The sequence below is a fragment of the Mesorhizobium sp. RIZ17 genome (assembly GCF_051127865.1).
GTDB lineage: Bacteria > Pseudomonadota > Alphaproteobacteria > Rhizobiales > Rhizobiaceae > Mesorhizobium > Mesorhizobium humile.
The window spans coordinates 3,075,851-3,095,883 of sequence record NZ_CP147861.1; the positions used below are offsets into that span (position 1 = coordinate 3,075,851).

General features: G+C 56.8%; 16 protein-coding genes and 1 pseudogene. 11 read left to right on the forward strand and 6 right to left on the reverse strand.

Annotated elements, in window-relative coordinates; translation table 11 throughout:
• Positions 1-136 precede the first annotated feature (136 nt).
• The 9 genes and pseudogenes from WDX12_RS14850 (at position 137) to WDX12_RS14890 (ending at position 10,517) form a co-directional block, all read left to right on the forward strand.
• The gene (locus WDX12_RS14850; RefSeq protein ID WP_434725639.1) at positions 137-1,441 is read left to right on the forward strand and encodes a lysine N(6)-hydroxylase/L-ornithine N(5)-oxygenase family protein; all 1,305 of its coding nucleotides are present in this window, start codon (positions 137-139) and stop codon (positions 1,439-1,441) included.
• Between the two features lie 704 nt (positions 1,442-2,145).
• The gene (locus WDX12_RS14855) at positions 2,146-2,925 is read left to right on the forward strand and encodes a phytanoyl-CoA dioxygenase family protein (RefSeq protein WP_434725354.1); all 780 of its coding nucleotides are present in this window, start codon (positions 2,146-2,148) and stop codon (positions 2,923-2,925) included.
• Between the two features lie 316 nt (positions 2,926-3,241).
• Positions 3,242-5,254 (forward strand): class I tRNA ligase family protein, encoded by a 2,013-nt coding sequence (locus tag WDX12_RS14860; protein WP_434725355.1) that lies wholly within the window; start codon positions 3,242-3,244, stop codon positions 5,252-5,254.
• 1,120 nt (positions 5,255-6,374) lie between these two features.
• Positions 6,375-6,781, forward strand: a pseudogene (locus tag WDX12_RS14865) (NifX-associated nitrogen fixation protein).
• Positions 6,782-6,806: 25 nt separating this feature from the next.
• Entirely contained in the window at positions 6,807-7,010 is a 204-nt protein-coding gene (locus WDX12_RS14870) for a CCE_0567 family metalloprotein (RefSeq protein ID WP_027033222.1), read from the forward strand.
• The gene (gene fdxB, locus WDX12_RS14875; protein ID WP_202296272.1) at positions 7,007-7,324 is read left to right on the forward strand and encodes a ferredoxin III, nif-specific; all 318 of its coding nucleotides are present in this window, start codon (positions 7,007-7,009) and stop codon (positions 7,322-7,324) included. Before WDX12_RS14870 ends, fdxB begins: the two co-directional genes overlap by 4 nt.
• A gap of 37 nt (positions 7,325-7,361) precedes the next feature.
• A complete protein-coding gene (locus tag WDX12_RS14880) occupies positions 7,362-7,682 on the forward strand; it encodes an exopolysaccharide production repressor protein (protein WP_172374730.1) in 321 nt (106 codons plus the stop codon).
• Positions 7,683-8,964: 1,282 nt separating this feature from the next.
• Positions 8,965-9,978, forward strand: a complete 1,014-nt coding sequence (locus tag WDX12_RS14885) for a 1-aminocyclopropane-1-carboxylate deaminase (RefSeq protein ID WP_434725356.1) — start codon at positions 8,965-8,967, stop codon at positions 9,976-9,978.
• Positions 9,979-10,145: 167 nt separating this feature from the next.
• A complete protein-coding gene (locus tag WDX12_RS14890) occupies positions 10,146-10,517 on the forward strand; it encodes a hypothetical protein (RefSeq protein WP_434725357.1) in 372 nt (123 codons plus the stop codon).
• Between the two features lie 103 nt (positions 10,518-10,620).
• On the opposite strand, the gene WDX12_RS14895 is transcribed toward WDX12_RS14890, so the two are convergent.
• The 5 genes from WDX12_RS14895 to WDX12_RS14915 form a co-directional block, all read right to left on the reverse strand.
• Positions 10,621-13,158 carry a DEAD/DEAH box helicase family protein gene (locus tag WDX12_RS14895; protein ID WP_434725358.1) on the reverse strand — a complete coding sequence of 846 codons (2,538 nt, stop codon included), beginning with the start codon at positions 13,156-13,158 and terminating at the stop codon, positions 10,621-10,623.
• A gap of 225 nt (positions 13,159-13,383) precedes the next feature.
• Positions 13,384-14,415 carry a hypothetical protein gene (locus tag WDX12_RS14900; RefSeq protein WP_434725359.1) on the reverse strand — a complete coding sequence of 344 codons (1,032 nt, stop codon included), beginning with the start codon at positions 14,413-14,415 and terminating at the stop codon, positions 13,384-13,386.
• A 4-nt stretch (positions 14,416-14,419) separates the two neighbouring features.
• On the reverse strand, positions 14,420-15,409 hold the full coding sequence (locus tag WDX12_RS14905; RefSeq protein WP_434725360.1) for a pentapeptide repeat-containing protein: 990 nt from the start codon (positions 15,407-15,409) through the stop codon (positions 14,420-14,422).
• 128 nt (positions 15,410-15,537) lie between these two features.
• Positions 15,538-15,921, reverse strand: coding sequence for a hypothetical protein (locus tag WDX12_RS14910; RefSeq protein ID WP_434725361.1), 384 nt, complete (start codon positions 15,919-15,921; stop codon positions 15,538-15,540).
• Positions 15,887-16,294, reverse strand: coding sequence for a hypothetical protein (locus tag WDX12_RS14915; protein WP_434725362.1), 408 nt, complete (start codon positions 16,292-16,294; stop codon positions 15,887-15,889). Before WDX12_RS14915 ends, WDX12_RS14910 begins: the two co-directional genes overlap by 35 nt.
• 1,759 nt (positions 16,295-18,053) lie before the next feature.
• Between WDX12_RS14915 and WDX12_RS14920 the strand changes: the two genes are divergently transcribed.
• Positions 18,054-18,224 (forward strand): hypothetical protein, encoded by a 171-nt coding sequence (locus tag WDX12_RS14920; RefSeq protein ID WP_434725363.1) that lies wholly within the window; start codon positions 18,054-18,056, stop codon positions 18,222-18,224.
• A gap of 143 nt (positions 18,225-18,367) precedes the next feature.
• The gene (locus WDX12_RS14925; RefSeq protein ID WP_434725364.1) at positions 18,368-18,565 is read left to right on the forward strand and encodes an XRE family transcriptional regulator; all 198 of its coding nucleotides are present in this window, start codon (positions 18,368-18,370) and stop codon (positions 18,563-18,565) included.
• Positions 18,566-18,865: 300 nt separating this feature from the next.
• Here the strand turns inward: WDX12_RS14925 and WDX12_RS14930 are convergent, their stop codons facing one another.
• Positions 18,866-19,906 (reverse strand): LacI family DNA-binding transcriptional regulator, encoded by a 1,041-nt coding sequence (locus tag WDX12_RS14930; protein WP_434725365.1) that lies wholly within the window; start codon positions 19,904-19,906, stop codon positions 18,866-18,868.
• Between the last annotated feature and the right edge of the window lie 127 nt (positions 19,907-20,033).

Genomic DNA, 20,033 nt, shown 5'->3' on the forward strand with positions numbered 1-20,033 from the left:
TACTACGAACGCGCGGACAAGCTGTCGCAAGTCCGGCGGTGTCGACGATGCCTGCGGGGAGGGCAAGCCTAACTGCCATGGCCCACATTCGCTGCGCACAGCATCTGTTTGGGAAAGGTCAGTAGGAGCAAGACAACTGGATCTCTCTTGCATTGGGATCGGTGCTGGCCCGTCCAATTTGAGCCTTGCGTGTCAGATACACGAGCAAATCGGGCACGGGGCACTGTTCTTGGATCGGCAAGTCGACTTCCGCTGGCATCCAGGCAGTGCATTCGATTCCTCAGAACTCCAGGTCAGCCACATCAAGGATCTGGTCACGCTGGTGAATCCGCGATCAGCCTACACTTTCATAAACTACCTCCACGAGAACGGGCGTCTGTATCACTTCCTGAATGCACAGTTCGATGCTGTGCTCAGGGCTGAGTTCGAGCAATACCTGAACTGGGCGTTCCGCAGAAACCCACTTGTGCGCGGCGGCGAGACCGTCCGCGAAATACGCTATGATGGCGAGTTTCGGGTGCGGACGGACGACGCAGTTCTCAGTGCAAGAGACCTGGTGGTCGGCATCGGCAAGCAAGCGCGGATTCCACCTCAATTTCAGGGCTGGATCGGACGCAACCTATTCCATTCATCCGATTTGCTGCACATCCATCCTGAGGTGCGGCAAAAACATGTTTGCGTCGTTGGTGGAGGCCAGTCGGGAGCCGAGGTGCTGTTGCATTTGGTCGGTGGGCCAAGAGAATGGCGGCCTGCCTCGATCACCTGGGTCTCGCAGCGCGAAAACTACCTGCCCCTCGACAACAGCCCGTTCACAAACGAGTTGTTCATGCCCTGTTTTTCGGATCGTTTTGCGGCAATGAGCGAGACGCAGCGCAAGCTGTTCCTGCGGCGTTTCGTGCTTGCCTCGGATGGTATTTCGGATCGCACTTTGCGGGCCGTCTATCAGGCGCTGTATCGCCACGAATTTCTTGAGCCAGACCTATGTGACATCGCACTGCGGCCGGGTTGCAACGTTTCGCGCTGCATCAACGCCGGCGCGGGTCATAACTTGACGCTGCAGCGCGGCTTGGGCGACGTCGAAGAAGTCACGGCCGACATCGTCATCCTGGCCACCGGTTACGAGAACGCCGTGCCAAGCTTTTTGGAACCGATGGCGGATCGGCTGCAACAGACCGACAATGAGTTGGTCATCAACGAGGATTTTTCGGTGTGCTGGGACGGACCGCGCGACAGACGCATCTTCGTACAGAACGCCAATCCCGGGCAGCGCGGGCTGGCCGATCCGAACCTAAGCCTGCTGGCCTGGCGAGCTCGCCGCATTCTTGACAGCCTTCTGCAGCGCGCGCCGCGCGCGAACCCCGAACATCCTGGCTTTATCAGCCGTACCTCCGTCGAAAGCTGGCCCGACCCGGTAGCCGAAGAAATGGGCAGCGGGATATGACTCATCGACTACTGATCATCGGCGGTGGCATCCAAGGAATGATGTCCGCCTCCGCTGCGGCGACGGCCGGAGCCCCCTCCGAACTCATCGTGACTGAACATGCCCTTGGACCTATGGACGCATCGCTTTATTCTGCGGGCGTGCATTTGTCCCACGGTCGTCGAAACCGTACCAGGTCGCTCACTCGAAAGTACGCAGTGGCCCTGGCGGCCATGGCCGCGTCGGCCGCCAGCGGAGGCTTCCGGCCCGTAGCGATGCGTGTGGTGGCTGGACCGGGTGAGGTAAGTGATCGGGACCAGCTTAGGGAACCCCTGGACCCGGCTTGGCCTCGGATGGGCAGTCTAGCGCCGAACTTCTGCGGACGACCCGAACGGGAACTTGTCGCAAAGATACGCGTGGCGCACGGCTTGCGTTGCGTCAGGCTGCACGAAAGCTCGTCTTCTCGGACAGTCGCACCACCAACAGCATGTTCGGCCGTGACTACTATGCAGACGTACCGGATCGACAGATCTTTGTGGGCCTGGGCGATCTCTCCATTGAGGAGGGACAACAACGCCTTGCAACCCACCGGGAGCGGCATGCACTTAGCGTCGCTGTCTGCATGCCGTGGAGTATCGTCTCCGTCGGCCCCCACCCTGACAGCACCCGACTGCCCCTAACTGGAATGTTTGACCAACCCATCTTTCCAACAGGAGGCTTTTCGCATGTTGACCGATGCACAAAGAGAAAAGTGGATGAAAGACGGATACGTCAGGCTCGAAAGGTTCTTCGATCCCGCGGCTCTGGAAGATATTTCCAGATTTGTGGAAGACATATCACGCTGGGAGGTCAGCAACGATAAATGGCTCATGTGGTTCGAGAAAACGACGGACAATCGGACGATCATCTCCAAGGCCGAGAATTTTCTCGACTTCCATGACCCATTGCGTCTTCTCCTTTTAGAAGATCAGCGCATAAAGTCTGCGGTTGATGGTTTGCTTGGCGAGGAGTCGCGCAGGCTCAAGGAATTGCTGATTTTCCACTATCCCGATAGCGGCGGCTATCGCCCGCATCAGGACATTTATCACATTCCACACAGGCTGCCCGACCGGATGGTCCATGCGGTCGTTGCCATAGGCATTGACGACTCCGATCCGGACAACGGCGGCCTTTTCTTCAGTCCCGGCAACCACAAGAAGGGGGTATTTCCCATGGATGCCGGCGGGGTAATCGACCCTGAAGTCACCCAAAGCTTTTCCTGGGAGCCCATAGTATGGAAGGCTGGCGACATCTTCATCTTCGACGATTACGCACCGCACTACTCACAACCGAACAAAAGCAATCGTTCTCGGCGAACACTCTACTTGGTGTTCCAGCGTGCTTCGACCGGTGGACCGACCCGCGCTGAATATAACGTGCTTAAGCGCGCCCTTAATCCGCCGGAGGGCAAAGAGGCCGATCTCGACAACCTCAAACCCCCAAACGGCATTTTCTATCGCGATTGAACTCACGGAAGGCGAGGCATGCACACGAAACTGATCGACCGCTAGAAAAATGCGCGGAGAGCATGGCGTTCTGATCGCTGGCTACTGGATCATCACCCGCAATCCGTTACGACGCTTCGGTATGTCGATTGTGGAGGTGTCGCCGGGCGGTCTTCTAAAGCCCTCCTGGCGCCCGTCGTCGCCCGCCTGGGGCCCCAGAGCCGGATTATTCTGACGGAGGCGAACGTGTCGGGCTACCGCCTCTCATCGCAACTTGCAGCAGAAGCTGTTGCGTTGGCAGCCGAAGATATCACTGTTTCAATAGCTGAGGTTCGTCATGCGCAAATCCACGTTTTCTCGAACGGAGCTGTCGCGGGCGTTCGGTATTGACACGGCTACGCTTGGAACGGGATGCGCGGGCACCGGTTTTTCATTCGGCAAGGTGGCACCGGGCGTCACATCCGAGCCCCATCGGCACGACGAAATCGAGGCCTTCGTGATCCTGTCTGGAGCGGGCAAGGTCAGGACCGATCTTGGGGAGATCCCGGTCGCGGCCGGCGATGTCGTTCTGTTCCACCCTTTTGAAGCGCATGTGCTGAACAACGATGGAGAGGAAGACCTAAATTTCGTCGATGTCTACTGGCGCGACGGCAAGGCCGCCCTCGACGCTGCGGCACAAGTCGCGACTCCCCGCCGGCCGACCTTCGTCTTCTCCGCGCCACCGACGCCTAATGGCGATCTGCACCTGGGGCATCTTTCTGGCCCTTATCTTGGCGCCGACGTCTACACGCGTTTCCTGCACATGAAAGGGGTCGAAGCCTATCACCTGACTGGAAGCGACGATTACCAGAGCTACGTCGCCACGCATGCCGATGCCGATCAATCGACGCCCGCAAAGGTGGCGCGCCACTACGCCGGCGAGATTCAAGCCACGCTTGCGCTTCTCGACTGTGAGGTCCACAGTTTCCTCTCCACTTTGGGCGATAGCGCTTATGCAGAGTTTCAAGCCGCGTGTTTCCGTAGTCTTCTGAGCAGCACGGCGGTAGATCTGCGCCCGAGCCCTGCGCTCTTTGATGCTGTGACAGGCGACTACCTTTACGAACCGGATGTAAGCGGCCTCTGCCCCGATTGCGGCGGCTCCGCTGCTGGCAACATCTGCGAGGAATGCGGCGCGCCGAACCTATGCCACGACCTAGGTGCAGTCCGGTCGCGGCACTCGGCTGAGGCGCCGGTGGTCGGCTCCATGCGCCGTCCCGAACTTGCGCTGGAACGGTGCTACGTCAATATCGACCGGCATTTAAGGGCGTCGGGCGCCCCCGTTCGGATCATGGACCTCTTCGCGCGTCTACGCCAACGTGGCGACTTTTCCGTGCCCGTCACCCACCCGTCGGACTGGGGGCTACCGGCCGAGGGGTTCCCGGGGCAGGTGACCTGGGTTTGGCCAGAGATGGCGTTTGGCTTTCTTTACAACATCCAGACGCTAGCTACATCGCTCGGTCGTGACTGGAATGCGGCCCTGCCCAGCAACGACTGGCAGATAGTCCATTTCTTCGGTTTCGACAATTCATTCTACCACGCGCTACTTTGCCCCGCCGTTTACGCCGAGGTCTTTTCCCACTGGACGCCGCACGTCCGGTATCACGTGAACGAGTTCTACCTGCTAGACGGCCAGAAGTTCTCGACCAGCCGCGGCCATGCGGTCTGGGGCAAAGAAGTTCTAGGCCCAAAGACAGTCGATGTCGTCCGTCTTCATTTGGGCCTGACGCGCCCGGAGGGTGAGCGGACGAACTTCACGCTGGACGCGCTACGCCGCACCGAGAACGAGGTGTTCCAAGGGATCTGGCTGAATTGGCTCGATGCGCTGCACCGGGAAATCAAGCAGGACTTTGGCGGCTGTGTGCCCGACGCAGGCGACTGGGCTCCTGACGATCGCGCTTTCTTTGCTCGGATAGAGATCCATCGCGCGGCGATGGAACGCGCCTATTCGGACGATGGCTTCTCGGTGCGGCGCGCGGCCGCGCATGCCTGCGATTTCGTGAGCGATTGTGTATTCTACCGACAGGCGCAAGACTATGCAGCGGCGCGACGTCTCTATCCCGCCCGCACCCGTACTTCGCTCGCCCTTCAGACGACGGCCGCTGCGATCCTGGCACAGACACTCGCGCCGCTGATGCCCCGTTTTGCCAGCACGCTGGCGCGAGGCATCGATGGCGTCTCAACCGAAACATGGCCCACGTCCGTCCGGCGCCTTGCGCCAGGAACGACCTTTGATCTCGGACCCGTGCTAGGCTTCTACGCCAGAGCAGAGCTTCCTGTTCTCAATGAGGAGGAGGCAAATAGCCTATCGTAATTTCGACCAGATTTGGGCGGCAATCAAAGCCGAGGATGCCGAAGCTTTACTCGCTACCACTGGCTGCCCGAAGGCCACTCCCAGACCATAGGTACAAACACTGGCCGGCCTTAACCAACATATCGTCGAGGCGCCGGCCCGCGCCTTGGAGGATCGCTCGGTTGACAGCTTTCGGGCGCTTGCCATTCGTGCGGCAAATGCCGAGCGGGCTGCACTGCGCTGACCAACTTTTTCGGAATCGCGGAATTTCCGACCTGTAGCCCGCCGATCAAGAAGGTCATGCGGTTCGGGGCGCTGGGTCGGCCTAGCTGTGCGCGCCCGCGCTTCGCCGGCGGCGAATGATGCTAGATGAGCCGACGCCAACATTACCGCAGGGCAGACAGCCAAGCCGCTCTCGCCCTCAAGCGTCTGACGCATGATGCGTGTCCAAAAGCTGACAGCGGCAGAAAACATGTCGGGTTCAAAACAACCGGCCGTCTTGGGCTTGTAAGGTTTCGAGGCAGAATCATGCATTTACTGCGGGCAACGCGCTGGCATGACGTTTGCTGGTTTAGATCGGCAATACTGAGTGAGGGCTGATCGCATGAGAACACGCAAGACTTTGATGGTCTTCTAACCGGTGTGTTCCGTTCTGAGAGAACCAGCTCGCGCATAAACGTCAGGAAAGGTGTGGGAATGGAGAACAACATGTTGCGTAGAGAGTCCCCGGCTCCTCTGATCAAAATGGACGACTGGCTGCGTGGCTAACCTCTCACGAACTTTCAGCCCGGCAAGGTGTCGGGATGACAAGTGGAATGGAACTCTGATCAATTCGCCCATTTTCTGCGGCGCGCCCGCAGTAACTGTGTTCATGAAGTACAGGGTCGACGGTTTGCTCCAGGTCAGGGCTCGGACCTTAGACTTCCAACCGAATAGCCGCGGCGGCGATATTCGACGCGAATTTGGCCCGTCGTTGAAGACGTCACAGTCCAGGACCTGTTCAAGGTCGGCCCCAGGGGCAGCATTTACGTGGAATCGGCCTGGCGGGGCCGGACGTCGGCTGCGTAAGCGAGCCCGAAGTCAGCGTAACCGAAAGCAGAAATCCTCCGTTGAGGACGAGACCTGAAATTGAGGAAACGAAATGTCTCACGCAGCGCTTGGCCCTGCCGTCAACAAGGATGGCGAGGCCCTTTCCCGCCCGTTCGTCAAATGCCTCCTGCGGCTGATCCGTGCTCAGGATTTTCACGGCTCATGCCAACGGAAATCGGACACCGGGCTGCTGGCCGATTTCATTATCACCGAGGAACTGCGCCGGAATATCCACTCATTGGCAATCGGGATCCGGACGTGCTGTGGAGGCTCGACATGTCGGAGCTGGCGATCGAGGAGCGCTTAGGCGTGATGACATTGTCAACAACAGAAATCAAACGTCTGTCGAGACGTCCACCGATTCGCTTCGAGACTCTCCGGAAACTCGCGGATACCGGCGCGAAACTGGTCGGCGATGTGACTGCAGCTATTGCCTATCCCGAAGTGGCGCGGGCGTGAAGAAACCCATTTTCGAGGAAGGATCATGTCAAACCTGGATGAGATGGCGAAGAAAGTTCGAAAGCTTCAACTGCGCGCGGCAATTGCCAAGACGAACTTGCGCGACCTTGCCGAGGGTCTCCCGGTCAAATGGATTGAGATAGAGGAAGTCGCCGAGAAAACGCATGCCGTTTATGCCGAGTTGGATGGTGCCAGGCGAGAGCTTGCCAAAATGAAGACTTTGCGATGAGGAGCAAATTCATCAGCCGCGACGGCTCCATATGGGTGCCGGAATATCTGATCGCTATCGATGGCAAGATCTGTATCGGCTGCGGCCGCTGCTTCAAAGTCTGCTCGCGCGAGGTCATGCATCTTTACGGCGTCGATGACGCGGGTGAAATCCTCGGCGCCTGCGACGCCGATGACGACGATTTCGACGGTGAGCTCAATCGTATGATCATGGTTGTCGACCATGCCGGCCGCTGCATTGGCTGCGGAGCCTGCGGCCGCGTCTGCCCAAAGAACTGCCAGACCCATCTCGCGGCCGACCAGATCGCAGCATGAGCTGCATGATTTGACGAGACAAAATCAGGAGAACGGCATGCGCTTCATCATCTTTTGTCGGCTCCTCGGGCTGGTCCTGTGCGGCAACGCTGTGACGGTTTACTTCGCCTCGCATTCGTTCCGTCTAGCAGTCGTCACGACGCTGGGCTGTTCGCTACTTCTTCAGCTGGGCTATTTCGCAAGTGTGCTCTTTCTGATTTGGCGATCCAGCTGCGCTGGCAAAGCCGGGCAAGGGGCTGAGCTTTTCGATAGGTCCCAGGAAGTTCGGTACCAGTCGCGCGACGATGAGCATAGGAATGAAACTCAAGATGTGCCCCAGCGCAATCAAACGCTCGGCATATCGCTGCTCCTCCCTTGAGGCGCCGTAACAAGATCAGAGCTCAGATTCATCCGTTTGTTCAAGTTTGATTATTCAGGCCATGGTTCCCTGGTAAGGTCGAAGGCGACGGCTTTCTCATCGTTCTACCGCCCAGGGAATGCAGTTTCTACGGGCGGATTCGCCGATGACGGTCCTGTGTTTCGGCGTGCAATTTTGACACCTGAGTGGAGTGCGCCCCTAGGGGTGGACACTGATCGGCTACGGTTTTGCCCGTCTGCCGGATGTGTTGGTCCTCGCGGTCATCTGCGCGACCGCATTCGCCGCGCCCATCTCTCGTGGCCGCGCCCTCTTGAATTGAAGGTACAGACAGTTCCTCTTTTAAAAGCGACATCCGCCCTGTCCGTCAGCCGGAGAACAGTCGGAGCTAAAACCCGGTCACCACCAGCTCGCCAGGTCGAAATGGCAGCGAACGACCTTGCGGGGGCGCTAGGGTTCAGGCGTAGGTCGATGCCGAGAGGCACGTTCGACATTGTCCGATAACCGACAATGTCGGGTATGCAACGTAGAGGAAGCTGTCTCTTGAGTGTTTTCTAAATGTTTTTTGGCTTGGCACGGTACATGCTCGTTATTGCGCAAAACGCACGGATTGAGTGGTCCCACCGCCACGAAAGTCGCTAGCTTACGCCACCTCCCAAGGCGAACCCGGCCCGGCAGGGAGCTCCGTCTCTGCCGGGCATGCCTTTCAGACGACTCGCGTTCAGAACAGCAGCAAGTTCACGTCAGCAACACCGACACAGATTACTAATCAGTTGCTGGATACCGCTAGGACCGACACGCTCGTCAACTACAATCCGACGACTCACGGCCGCGGCGAGGCCAGCCTTTCGAGGGCATTGGCACCCGTTTCGATCAGGTAGACGAGCACTTCGATCGAGCAGCTGAAACCTCTGTGAGGCGTTGAGCGCCACAAAAAATCGTCTCGCGGAATTCGGCTCGGCAACCGTGCAGTTCCTGCCGGTCCAATCGCAAACAAGAGCCACTGCGTTTTTATCGAAGTCTGTTGGTTTGGCGGTCCGGCTGCACTTGCAAAGCTGGCAAAAACGCAGATGCGGACCGCGTGTCGTCGTAGGTTTCCTAGGCGATGGTCGCCTCATCGCAGCATGGCGACATTTGGATCGCCTCGTCTCAATCGCAAGGAGAGCGCTGGAAGTCCCCAAAGCTCTGATGGGTGGTCGGAGAGCGCGGCCGACTAATCCAAGCAGCGCTTATGGAACGAGTTTTGCGTGGCTATTTCAGCTGAATGATCATCGCCGGAGAGAATATGCTGGAAAAATTCGAGCGTTACCCGCTCACCTTTGGACCCACACCCATCGAGAAGCTCGACCGGCTCGGCAAGCATCTGGGTGGCAAGGTCGAAATCTACGCCAAACGCGAGGACTGCAACTCCGGTCTGGCGTTCGGCGGCAACAAGCTGCGCAAGCTCGAATACATCATCCCCGACGCGATCGCGTCAGATGCCGATACCCTTGTCACCGTCGGCGGCGTGCAGTCCAACCACACGCGCATGGTCGCCGCCGTTGCCGCCAAGATCGGCATGAAATGTCTCCTGATCCAGGAGAGCTGGGTTCCACATGAGGATGTCGTCTACGATCGGGTCGGCAACATTCTCTTGAGCCGCATCTTGGGCGCAGAGGTGCGTCTGGTCGACGATGGCTTTGACATCGGTATCCGCCGCAGCTGGGAAAAAGCGCTCTATGAGGTCAAGGCAAGGGGCGGCAGGCCCTATGCGATACCGGCCGGGGCGTCTGTTCACCCGAATGGAGGCCTCGGCTATGTGGGGTTCGCGGAGGAAGTGCGCGCCCAGGAGGAACAGCTTGGGTTTGCCTTCGACTACATGGTCGTTTGCACGGTCACCGGTTCAACGCATGCCGGCATGCTCGTCGGATTCGCCAAGGACGGTCGGCAGCGCAACGTGATCGGTATCGATGCCTCTGCCACCCCGGCCAAGACCAAGGCGCAGGTGCTTAGCATTGCCCGACATACAGCGACCCTCGTCGAGCTCGGATCGGAACTTGCCGAGGATGACGTGGTGTTGCTCGAGGACTACGCGCACCCGCGGTACGGCATTCCATCCGAGCAAACCAAGGAGGCGATCCGTCTGTGTGCGCGGCTCGAGGGTATGATTACCGATCCCGTCTATGAGGGCAAATCGATGCAAGGGATGATTGACCTCGTTCAAAAAGGCTTTTTTCCAGCGGGCTCGAGGATACTTTACGCGCATCTCGGCGGCGCGCCGGCCATCAACGGTTATGGCTACACCTTTCGCAATGGCTGATGCTCGAGTCTTCTCGACCGCACCAATGGCTCTCTTAGCCAAACCCTTGAATCCCTTGTAAATGCAAGGTTTCTACCCCGCCTGACCTGACAGGTGCCCTAAAAGCTAACCTAAATCGTTCCTAACCTCTTTTGACTCGCCATCGAATCCGGCCAAATTGCCCGGCCATGGCAAAATATCTCAAAAAGCGTGGCAACCGTGGCATCTGGTATTTCCAGCGTGCCATTCCTCCCGAGCTAAAAGGCAAGAAAGCGGAACCGGCTAAGTCCTCGCCTTTCAATCTTCCCTCCGATGTTGGCAACAACTTCGACCTCGACGGTGAAAGGCTCTGGAACACGGGCCTTTCACCCGCGATCAAATTGGCCATGAAGGAACGCTTCGACCTGACTGCCGCTGAACGGAAGCGCCGTGCTCTGGGCGAGCGTCCCGAGATCAGCGATGATGTCTTCTTCTGCGAACTTGCTGCGCTCAGCCACGTTGCTAATGACTACTCGCAGAAAATCATCAATCGCATTTTGACATCGGCGGGCCGTGTTTGACGCGGGATGGAACGCTATCGGCAACGAATGACCATGCTCCTTGGGTCTGAATTACCAAGAGAGTTTGGGTGTCTAATATAGGTTGAGGCGTGGCACTCACTGTTCAAGCGCGGATGTCTCGCAACCTTCGATCGCGCAGCAAGTTGAACCAGCCGTTGAGTTGCCACTCTGGCAACTGGCCCATTTCGTTGATCAACGTCCATCGCTCAAGTGCAGTGCGGCCTCGGACATCTTCAAGTCGACCTAGGAATTGTCCGAGTGAATCTCGAAAGCGCTTTACAGTTAAAAGATATAAATCGTCGCTTGGGTTAGCGTTTGCCTTGCAAGTGCCATCGGGTCCCAGCACGAACAATCCGTCGCAACGGTAGCCCTTGAAGTTTTCGGCGACCCACTGCAAATGGTTCAAAGATTGCCCAACTTCGTCTTTGCTATATTCCGCAGGCTCTGCCTTTTTTGTCTTGAGCTCGAACGGGATAAGAAATTTTTGTTCGTCGTCAAACCAGACGACGTCTGGACCGACACCTAGCTCATTGTCTGGTCTGGTCGCGTCAAATCCCAAGAGCTCCCCGACGTATCGCACGGCCTCCTCATGTTGGTTTGAACTATGGTCTGCGTTCAAGACGGAAGCGACCTGGGTCCGTATCCGAGCGATATAGGCAGATAGTGCCTGAGGGCCTTGATTGTTGACAAAAAGCAATCGCTCGTGAGGTGCAGTCTTTGCATCGGTGGAGAAGACGCCTTGTTGGAATGACTTTTTGAAAGGAAGATTTACCCAAGCCGATAGACGAGAGCGCGCGCGGCGATAGTGGACTCCGCTCGTATCATCGTCACCCGAAATCTCATATGTCATGCCAAGCCAAAGCGAGTACCAACCGGCGAGCTTAGCGTCTGCGACCGCAATGTCATTCAACACATCTAATATCGGCTTGCGCGCACCATCAATGTCGCCCTCCCAAAGCTTGGACATAAACCGGCATTCGGCTTCCGCGCCAATCGCCAACTGAGCCTCCCTCGCTTTTACCCGCTCAATGACAACGTTAGATACTTCTAAGCCGTCCACGGTGTCGCGATAAAACTCCAGCCAACCTTTATCGCGACCCAAGACACTCTGTATAATCTCCATGGTTCCGTCATAGTCCAGCGGCCCAAGGTCCTTTTGCATAGATTGACCTAGTATAACTTGCTTTCTCAGCAACTCTGGCAGTAATGCGATATTGCGGTCATTCTTGATCCAAGACGTGATGTCGTTGCCGTATAGGGCGAATGCCCCATAGTCGCTTCTGCCGCGATTGATGCGGCCGAATAACTGGGTCAATCGACTTGCAAATTTTGTCGAGAACAGATTGGTCATCCCTAACGACGCGAACTGATATCGTTCAAGGAGGCTTGATCCTGTTGGTGCCCCGTCCACCACCATGACGCGGCAGGTATCTTGGGGAAGGTCGATACCGTCGACCCGTGAAACAAGACAAAAGACACCTTTTTTGGCCAGACGGAACTGATTGAGCTGATCCGTGAAATCCTTCGGTTGCGGGGGTACCGCCAAGCCGGCCCACTTTTTTGCGCGAGGATACGACGGGACAGAGACCAGCACCTTCTTGGTTGAGGCTAGCTTGGCCACCAAGTCCAACTGCCCGTCGGGTTTAGCGAGTTCGCTACCTAACAGAATAAGGCGCTCACCATTGCCAGCGTCGTTGTCAGGCTCGATTCGATGCGTGTTTCTTACGCCGAAACCTCGCACAAAATCGGTTTCGTAGTCCAGCGTTGCGGAAAGGTACACACGCCTTGTCTTCGAGCCAAAAAACTCAAATTTGCTGGTTGGTATGAAAGGGGGGGTGATCTCTACAGACTGCGACGATACGAGTATTGCACACATACCAATTCGCTCATAAAGCTGGACGACTGGGAAGAAAAGGTCTCTGTGCTTTTTGTATTCGTACTTCTTGAAAGCCTCAATCAGTTCATTAGCATGTCGGTAAGCCGTCGCGGGCGGGCACAAAGTAACCGTGGTTTGGCCCACATCCTCTAAGATGAACCCGAGATGAGCCTCTTTGCCAAGCGTCTCAAACTCGGGTCTCACGATATTGACGATATCCGCGTATAGGCTTGGATGATCTAGTTTCGAGACATTGATAGTGAAGGCGTCTCGTATTAGCCGCTCCGCAACATGTGCGTCATCAAAAATAACCGCCGCAGGGGATCGTTCGTTTTTGAAAGCGTTTATTGCAGCAAATAAAGACGCATACGTTGTGATACAAAATGCCTTCCCAGTCTCAAACAGGTCATTTGAAAATGAACTTTCAACTCTGGCAGTATACTTTATTCCTACGCGATTACATTCTCTCTCTGTCTGCCTTACGAGGTCGATAGTACTGCATACGTAGACAACCGGCCCAATAAGCTCGTTAACAAGGCTTTGCGCAATCAAAACACCTACGATCGACTTTCCGGCGCCGGTGTTGAGAATGATCACGTTATCCGATGCTTCCCGGTGGGAATGCCATTGTGTCAGAGCTTCGGCCTGTCCTTTCCACAGATCGTTCGGCGCATCACCCAAATTGGGCGTTTTCTTAAAGATCTCTATTGGATCGGTCGGTGCGGCGAGCCCCTTTGGGCGCGACAACTTAGAAAAATCTACCATTATGGTTCCCCCACGCGCTGCCGTAGTTTAGCGGTGAGGCGCGAGAAAAACCATACAACGTTGGACGGCGGACTCAAATAAATCCGCTATCGTAGTCGTATTATCTCAACGGCTTGAATATTAATTCGGCTGCGCGAAGCACCTGGATAAAATCCGCCACTCCTGCGGTGACATGGAAAGGTGAGCTCAGACGCTCCATCATGCCGTATGATGCGATCTCGGGCATCAATGCCAATCCATCCGTTTGGCGATGCGGCGCAAGTTTTCAAGATACAAATCAAGGTACGTTTCGCTCGCGTGAGCAAAGCCAGCTCTAAGTATGATCCCGCGCTTGTCTGTCGATTTCAGATCATGTTCGATCGATCGGTGGCCTTCGCGCCGCCAACCTATCCTACCTGTTGACATGTGGACCCTATTGTCATGTAGCGAAAGCTGCTCCTTCAGAGTATCTTCGCTGTTCTCTTCAAGATGCGCCAAGCCGCCGAGCGCTTCAAACCAATCGAACAACAAGTCGTAATCTGGAACAATGCCGATGAACCACGGACCCCACTCCCGAAACACATCCAATAGGTGATCGCTCAGTGGCGTCCTTCGATGTCCTTCTTTCGTGATGAACCCTTCAATATTGTTCCAAACGTCATCCCCCGAGCCTTTCCATCCCCAAAGGAAAAGGTGGTTGGCTACCCGCTTGGGCTCCCGGTCTTCCCTCGCAATTTGCAGCGAAAACAGGTCGTGCAACAGCTTCCATCGCTCCGCCCGAATGAGACCCAATCCATATGCTGTCATCATCAATACGGCGGGGTATGTCCGCAGACCTACACTCAACGCATTTTCCAGCAGCCGGTCGAAGTTGGTTGTCACGATGACTTTGATAAAGCCGTCGCGCACCAGCCTCGCGATGGCATGATGTGCGGCTGTCGGCAGTTTCTTGCCTTCGGCTCGGTCGTCTTCGTCAGGCTCGATGTAAGAATGCAGGATCGACCTACGCTCTGCCGGGGCAAGCGCCAACTCTGCGAGCAGCGCCGAATAGTTAGCTTCGCTGCCGACTTCCTTACGATACCATTCTGCCCAATCCGACTGGTCTTCGACGCCTTTTGCCAGTGCAACGCGACGAACCAGATCAAGTGTGATTTCCCAACCGGTTGGAATGCCAGCTGCACGAGAGAGGCCGGAGCCTAGAAGCAAAGCATAGACGCCTCTATTCTCGAAAACTGAGAAAGCGAGTTGAGTTGTCGGATCACCTGATAGGATGCTCATGGGGTCAGTTTTTGATTTCGTAACCGATCGTCAGGCCCGCCTGAATCGGTTCGTTGAAAACTTGAAAATGAATGCCGTAGTCGGCCAATTTGTCCCACATGGCTTGAACCTGGGTGGCTCTTTGTTCGATCTTTTTTGTATTGGCGTAACTGAGTCCCCGCCGCCGCTGCACAAGCGGCAAGCTGTCTTCGTGTTGGCTCGATTCCGCACGTAGCCACCGCCGCGCAATAAGATAGCGGATTTGAGACGATATCATCGTGTCAAGCGGGAACGTGGCGTTGCTCTCTGGGTCGCGTGTTACAAGATCGTAGTCGTCACCAAGCCGCCGCGCCGTTTCGGCTACAAAAAGCCCTCCGAAGTGACTGCCCTCGGCTCTAGCTTTCTCTCTTATCGTATCGATCTCGCTGGCAGTCGGTCGAGCACGCATTATGAATTGTACCGCTATCTCGCGAACGCCATTGTTCGGAGAATCGATCAATGAAAGCATGATCTGGCGAACGGCTGCATCCCGAGCCATGCCATGTCGTTTCAGCAAATTGGCCGCAGATCGCACCAATGTGGCTGTGTCGGGCTGATCAGAAATTGCCGTGAGCAGCATCTCCCGCAGTGCTTTGTCGCTTCCAAGTCGTGGCGCGATATAGCGCATAAGTTCGGCCTTGAGGAACGGCTCGACGGCACGATAGAAAAGCTCTTCAACGATTGGCAGCGCTATATCGTGGTATTTTCCGGAACTACTAAGGTTCTTGCCAGCCCATTCAATCTGCTCCACCCATCCCCCGCGAGCAACAGTCGTCAATAACCTTCGCGCGCGCTCATCGGATTCAAAATAGTTGTCCAGCCGGGCTTTGGCGGCGAAGATGGACCCGTCAAGGTCCGCGCCGTCGAAGACCGTCGTTCTGTCCCAAACCACGCGGATGCCAATCGCCTCGCGAAGGTCCGCGCCAGTCAGGTCAAAACCGCGAAGATCGGCGTTGGTGAGATCGAAGGTCGGCATGGCGGAGATTACGCGACCTGTCCAGCCCAGCGAGTCTCACCATTTCGTTGAAGGTCGGCGCTTGCGACTTCGCTATTGCTTGAAGCGCCGCGACGGTATCTTCCGACAAGATATTAGATAGGAACGGGCTATCCTTCATCGAAACTCTGCGACTTTCCGAATACGAACTTACCGTCAAACGGTTGGTCGGACCCCGCCGCGTGTAGGCTCTTGGCAATCAACACTTTTGCAATTTTCTTTTGATTGACGGACGAAAACCACACCCCGCCAGCAGTCAGTTCTGTCTTAATGTGCTTTTGCTTGACGACGAGCTCAGCCTCGACACCAAGGCGGTTCCTGCCGGCAACAGGTGTCACCTCACACAATGGCTCATGGTCGATATATACTCCGTCCAAAGGCGCGCCGGTGATCTTCCAGTTGTCGTTGCCGATCGCTTTAACCTGATGGCGTTCGATCACGTCCGTACTGGTCGTCTTTTCATACCGACTGACCAGACTTTTCGGCAGAGCCACGACTGCCCTCGACCGTGCCGTCGATGCCGGTGAAGGATGCACCGCCTGAAGCGCTGGCTGAGCGGGTCTTTTCGGTGTCTTCCGTCTGGGTTACAGACCGCTCGCGCTGCACTTCCTGTCGGACTTTCGTCGCCATGACAGGGTTGCCAAGCTTTGTACGGGGCACGACCTCCAGCCCTGTGAATTGAACCGAAAGAACCGCTTCGGAAATCTCAACAGCGATAGTTCCGATCGACTCTTCGATTTCGAATGGATGCACCCGCAACTCGACAAGAAGATCATGGGCGTGATCGTCGCCTTCTTTGGGCGAAATCTTCGTTTTCAACTCGACCAGATCGGGAAGAGGGTTGTCATGTTCCGATTTGAACTTCACTGCGTCCTCGCTTCACCGCGACAAAAGAATCAACTGCAATGGATCGGCGCATGATACCACACACCTCGCTTGACTGGCACGTTGGCCAACCCATCCGGTATGGCGATGGCATAAGCGTGCCGGCTTTGCCTGATTGCCCTAAACGCTGCCCTAAATGGTGCCTTAAAAAAGGGATTTTCTGCCCTAAATCATGTGTTGGTGAATATCATGAAAAACGTAATAGAACCAAATCGTTGATCTAGGATTCTCTCGACCGATTGTGAAAATCGACAGATCTCCACGTTCTGTGCCTGCCGTAACAGCGCTGCGCCAAGTTTGACCGAAGGCCCGCGGCAAACTTCAGCGGGCAGCTGTTAACTGCCGCCACGACGTGGGGTCGTGGTGCTGGCATGCTTGGCAGCATTTGCGTGTGCTCAATGTGTCCTGGAGCCGCATAAGAAGGGAGAAGACATAGCCGTTTGACTTTCTTGTCATTTTGCGGTGCGGCGATAATCGCCGTAAATTTCATAAATTGTAAGCCACCGAAGACGTCGCGCAGGCGCGGAGGTATCTGCTTGAGTAGGTTTGGAAGCTGTGACCAAGCGTGCTCGAGCGGGTCGTCGTCGGCGAGCACATCGCCGGACACCCCAGCGCGGGGTGAACTGGGCCAGCATGGGGGAGGGAAGAGGCGTCCCCCGCGACGTGACAGCGGGCAGTCGGTATCCGGCTTAACGAGGGCTTGCTCATACCTATTGCGAGCGTCGACGAGACTGTCGTCCCTTCGGCAATTTTGACCGAAACGGCGCGTTCAGCCGGCGCGTTGCCTTCGGGCGGGTTCGTCCACCTGGCTCTTTAGCACTACGTGCGAGGGGGGTGGGGCTACGACGTAGCTGAGCTGCTCTATACGGAGGGGCGCGCGCGAGGCGAGGCGACGATGAGGTCGAGTTGTCCCCCGATCGCCTCTACGTAGCTCTAAGTGTCGACAGATACATATCGGCCTGTTGCTCGATCTTCGAGACAGAGGGCTGGTTGATCTTGAGGGACAAGGCAATCTCCGCCTGGGCCTTCCCAGCCGCACGGCGCAGCTCGCCGTTCGACCTCCGTCCTTTAACTCTTCGAAACGTCCTTCGACACGCTCCCGACGCTCCTCAGGAGGGCTGCGATCACGTCATCAAGCTTGCGTTCCATCACTTCCTCTCCTTCTTGTTCGCCGCCGCCCGGCGGTGTGATGCCCTTGATGGCATTTGTCCAATGGCGTGTTGATTGGTGGCCCGGAGTGGGGAAGTCGCATCTAGCCATTGCCATCGCCCGGGCGCTCATCCGCGACAGCGGGCGCGGCTACTTCGACGGAACAACGGACCGCACTGCTCGATCCTCTCACACATCGTTGCGAGATCATCGAAATCGGACATGAATCCTGGCGCTCCAAGAACCGCGCCTGATCAACACATCGCCCAAGACGATCCGCGCTCGCCGGGCTTCGCAACCCGGACCAGCTCCGCCCGGCGAGCGCTAAACGCGATGCGCTGCTGCCAATTTTTACCGGGATATTCGCTGCGGCCAAGCAAGAGGGACATCTTCTCAAAAAAGCAAAACTGGGCTCATTATGTAGCACCGCCAAAGTGCTGTACTGGGTGCACTTGCAGAGCGCGATTGACGGGTATCTGGGAGGTTTTGCGCCGAGCTGGAACGGTCCGTGCAGTCCAAAATGCGTTCATAGGAAATATGATCACTTGGCGAAAACGGCTGTTTGACCCGAAAGTGGCTGAGCGGAGTCAGATTGGTCGATGTCTGCATCGTCATGGGTGTTGCAATCAACGATGCCCAAAATGGCGAGCAGCATCTGGCGGTCAAAGCCCTCAAGGGATTTGGCGGCCGCATTCTTGTGGGGGCCGACGACTTAGACGGGGATACTTATCGCGCCGTCCATGCCGTCGCTTCGCTGGTGTGATCTGCATCTTTGCTTCCAGAAGAATCGCAGGGAGACGCCCAAGTGCGAAATCGATCTCGTTACAGCGATTGAAGGTGGTCGAGACGCACGATCGCGAAAACTATGGGAAGGAGCAAAGTCATGACTGAAGAATCACCGGCGAAATGACCAGCGGCAACGTGTTTGCGGATTTGGGCTTTGACAATTCCGAAGAGGAATTGCGGAAAGCCAAGCTCGCCCGTGAGATCCGCGCCGTCATTAACCGTCGGCGCCTCACTCAAGCCAAATCAGCTCAATTGCTTGCTATGAAACAGCTCGACATATCCGCCGTAGTCATGGGCGAACAGGCAAGTTCTCTATAGATCGCCCGGTGCGCTGCCTCGATCGAGGCGCTTATAAGGTGGACGTTGTGGTGCGCCACAAGCCGCGCAAATCGGCGCCGACGGCCGATGCAGCCTAATCATTGGCGCAAGCGTGGGGTCCAGCTCTCGACAAGATCGGCTTCCTCGGAGATTTCCATCTCCTCGTCCTCCTGGCCAATTTCGGTTGCTACGAGGATCATGAGTGCCGAGCTGCCCTTGCGCCCCGGTTTAACCCCCGAAGCGGTTCGCTTCGCAGCGGCACGGATGACCTTATCCGGACAACGATGGCTCTTCCGATTCTCAAGTCCAAATGCTCTCTGGCGTGAGGATCTCGAACGGAACAATCCGCTGTTCGATTAACCGTGTGTCTGCGCGTTCGATCATGCGCAGCATCACATCGATGAGTTCTTCAGGCATCCTGTCGACAGGATGGCACAAGGAAGCAGTAATCAAGCCTTCGCTCAATCCCTTGCGTGCCTCGGGCCCGATGTCGCGGCAGACGACCCGGATTTTGCACTGCTGCTCCGCGGCGAGCTCGCGCATAGCACGCAGAACGCCGGAAATGCCGCCGCCATTGACGAAGATGCCCCTGAGCTCCGGCTCCTCCGCTATCAGCCTGCGAACGATTGCATAGGCGTTCTTCGGCGCCTCATGGGTTAGGAGGGTTTCGTTGACGTGGAACTCGGGCGCATGCTCGCGCATGTAGGAGCGAAAGCTCGCATCCGAGATGTCTTGGAACTGATAACGGTTGCTGCCGATGAGAGGAAAGACCTTGCCGGGCCGACCGGACGTCTGGCTGATAAACCATGCGGCGGTGCGGCCGGCCTTCCAGTTGTCGGTTCCCACAAAGCCGGCCCGGCCGGCGGCGGACAGGTCGGTGACGTAGGCGATCACCGGAACGCCTTTGACGCGCAACTCATCAATCGCCTGGCCGACGAGCGGGTGATCGGCCGAGATCACCGCGATTGCATCGGCGCTTTCGCCTATCTTGAGCAGATTGGCAGCAACCGCTTCGGGGGAAGGGTCGTCCTCGAAGAGCACGTCTGGCTCAATAACCGCATCTGTGCGTCGCGCGCAGGCACCTAGAAGCGCCTCGACCCAGATCCGGCAGAGCGGCCGGTGCGATTGCTGCATGAGAAAGCTCAAGTGCCGATGCGGGAGATTGTCCCGCCTGCGTTCGTGCAGCGGCCCCGAACTGTGGAAGCCGATCTGCTGCGCTGCGCTCAAGATGAGGTCGGCCGTCTGCGGTCGCAGTGTGCCAGTTCCGTGCAAGAGCCTATTGACAGTGGAAACACTTACGCCCGCGGCTTTCGCCAGATCGGCGATCGTTGGCCTGGTCATCAGCCGCCTCCCATTTCGTGAATGACTTCTTTCAAGTGCAAAGGCCATGTCAGCGGCGAAAGACGCGTAGCTCTCCGGATCCTTCGAGGAGAGGCCTGACATGTTGGACGAAATCTCGGCGCCGCCT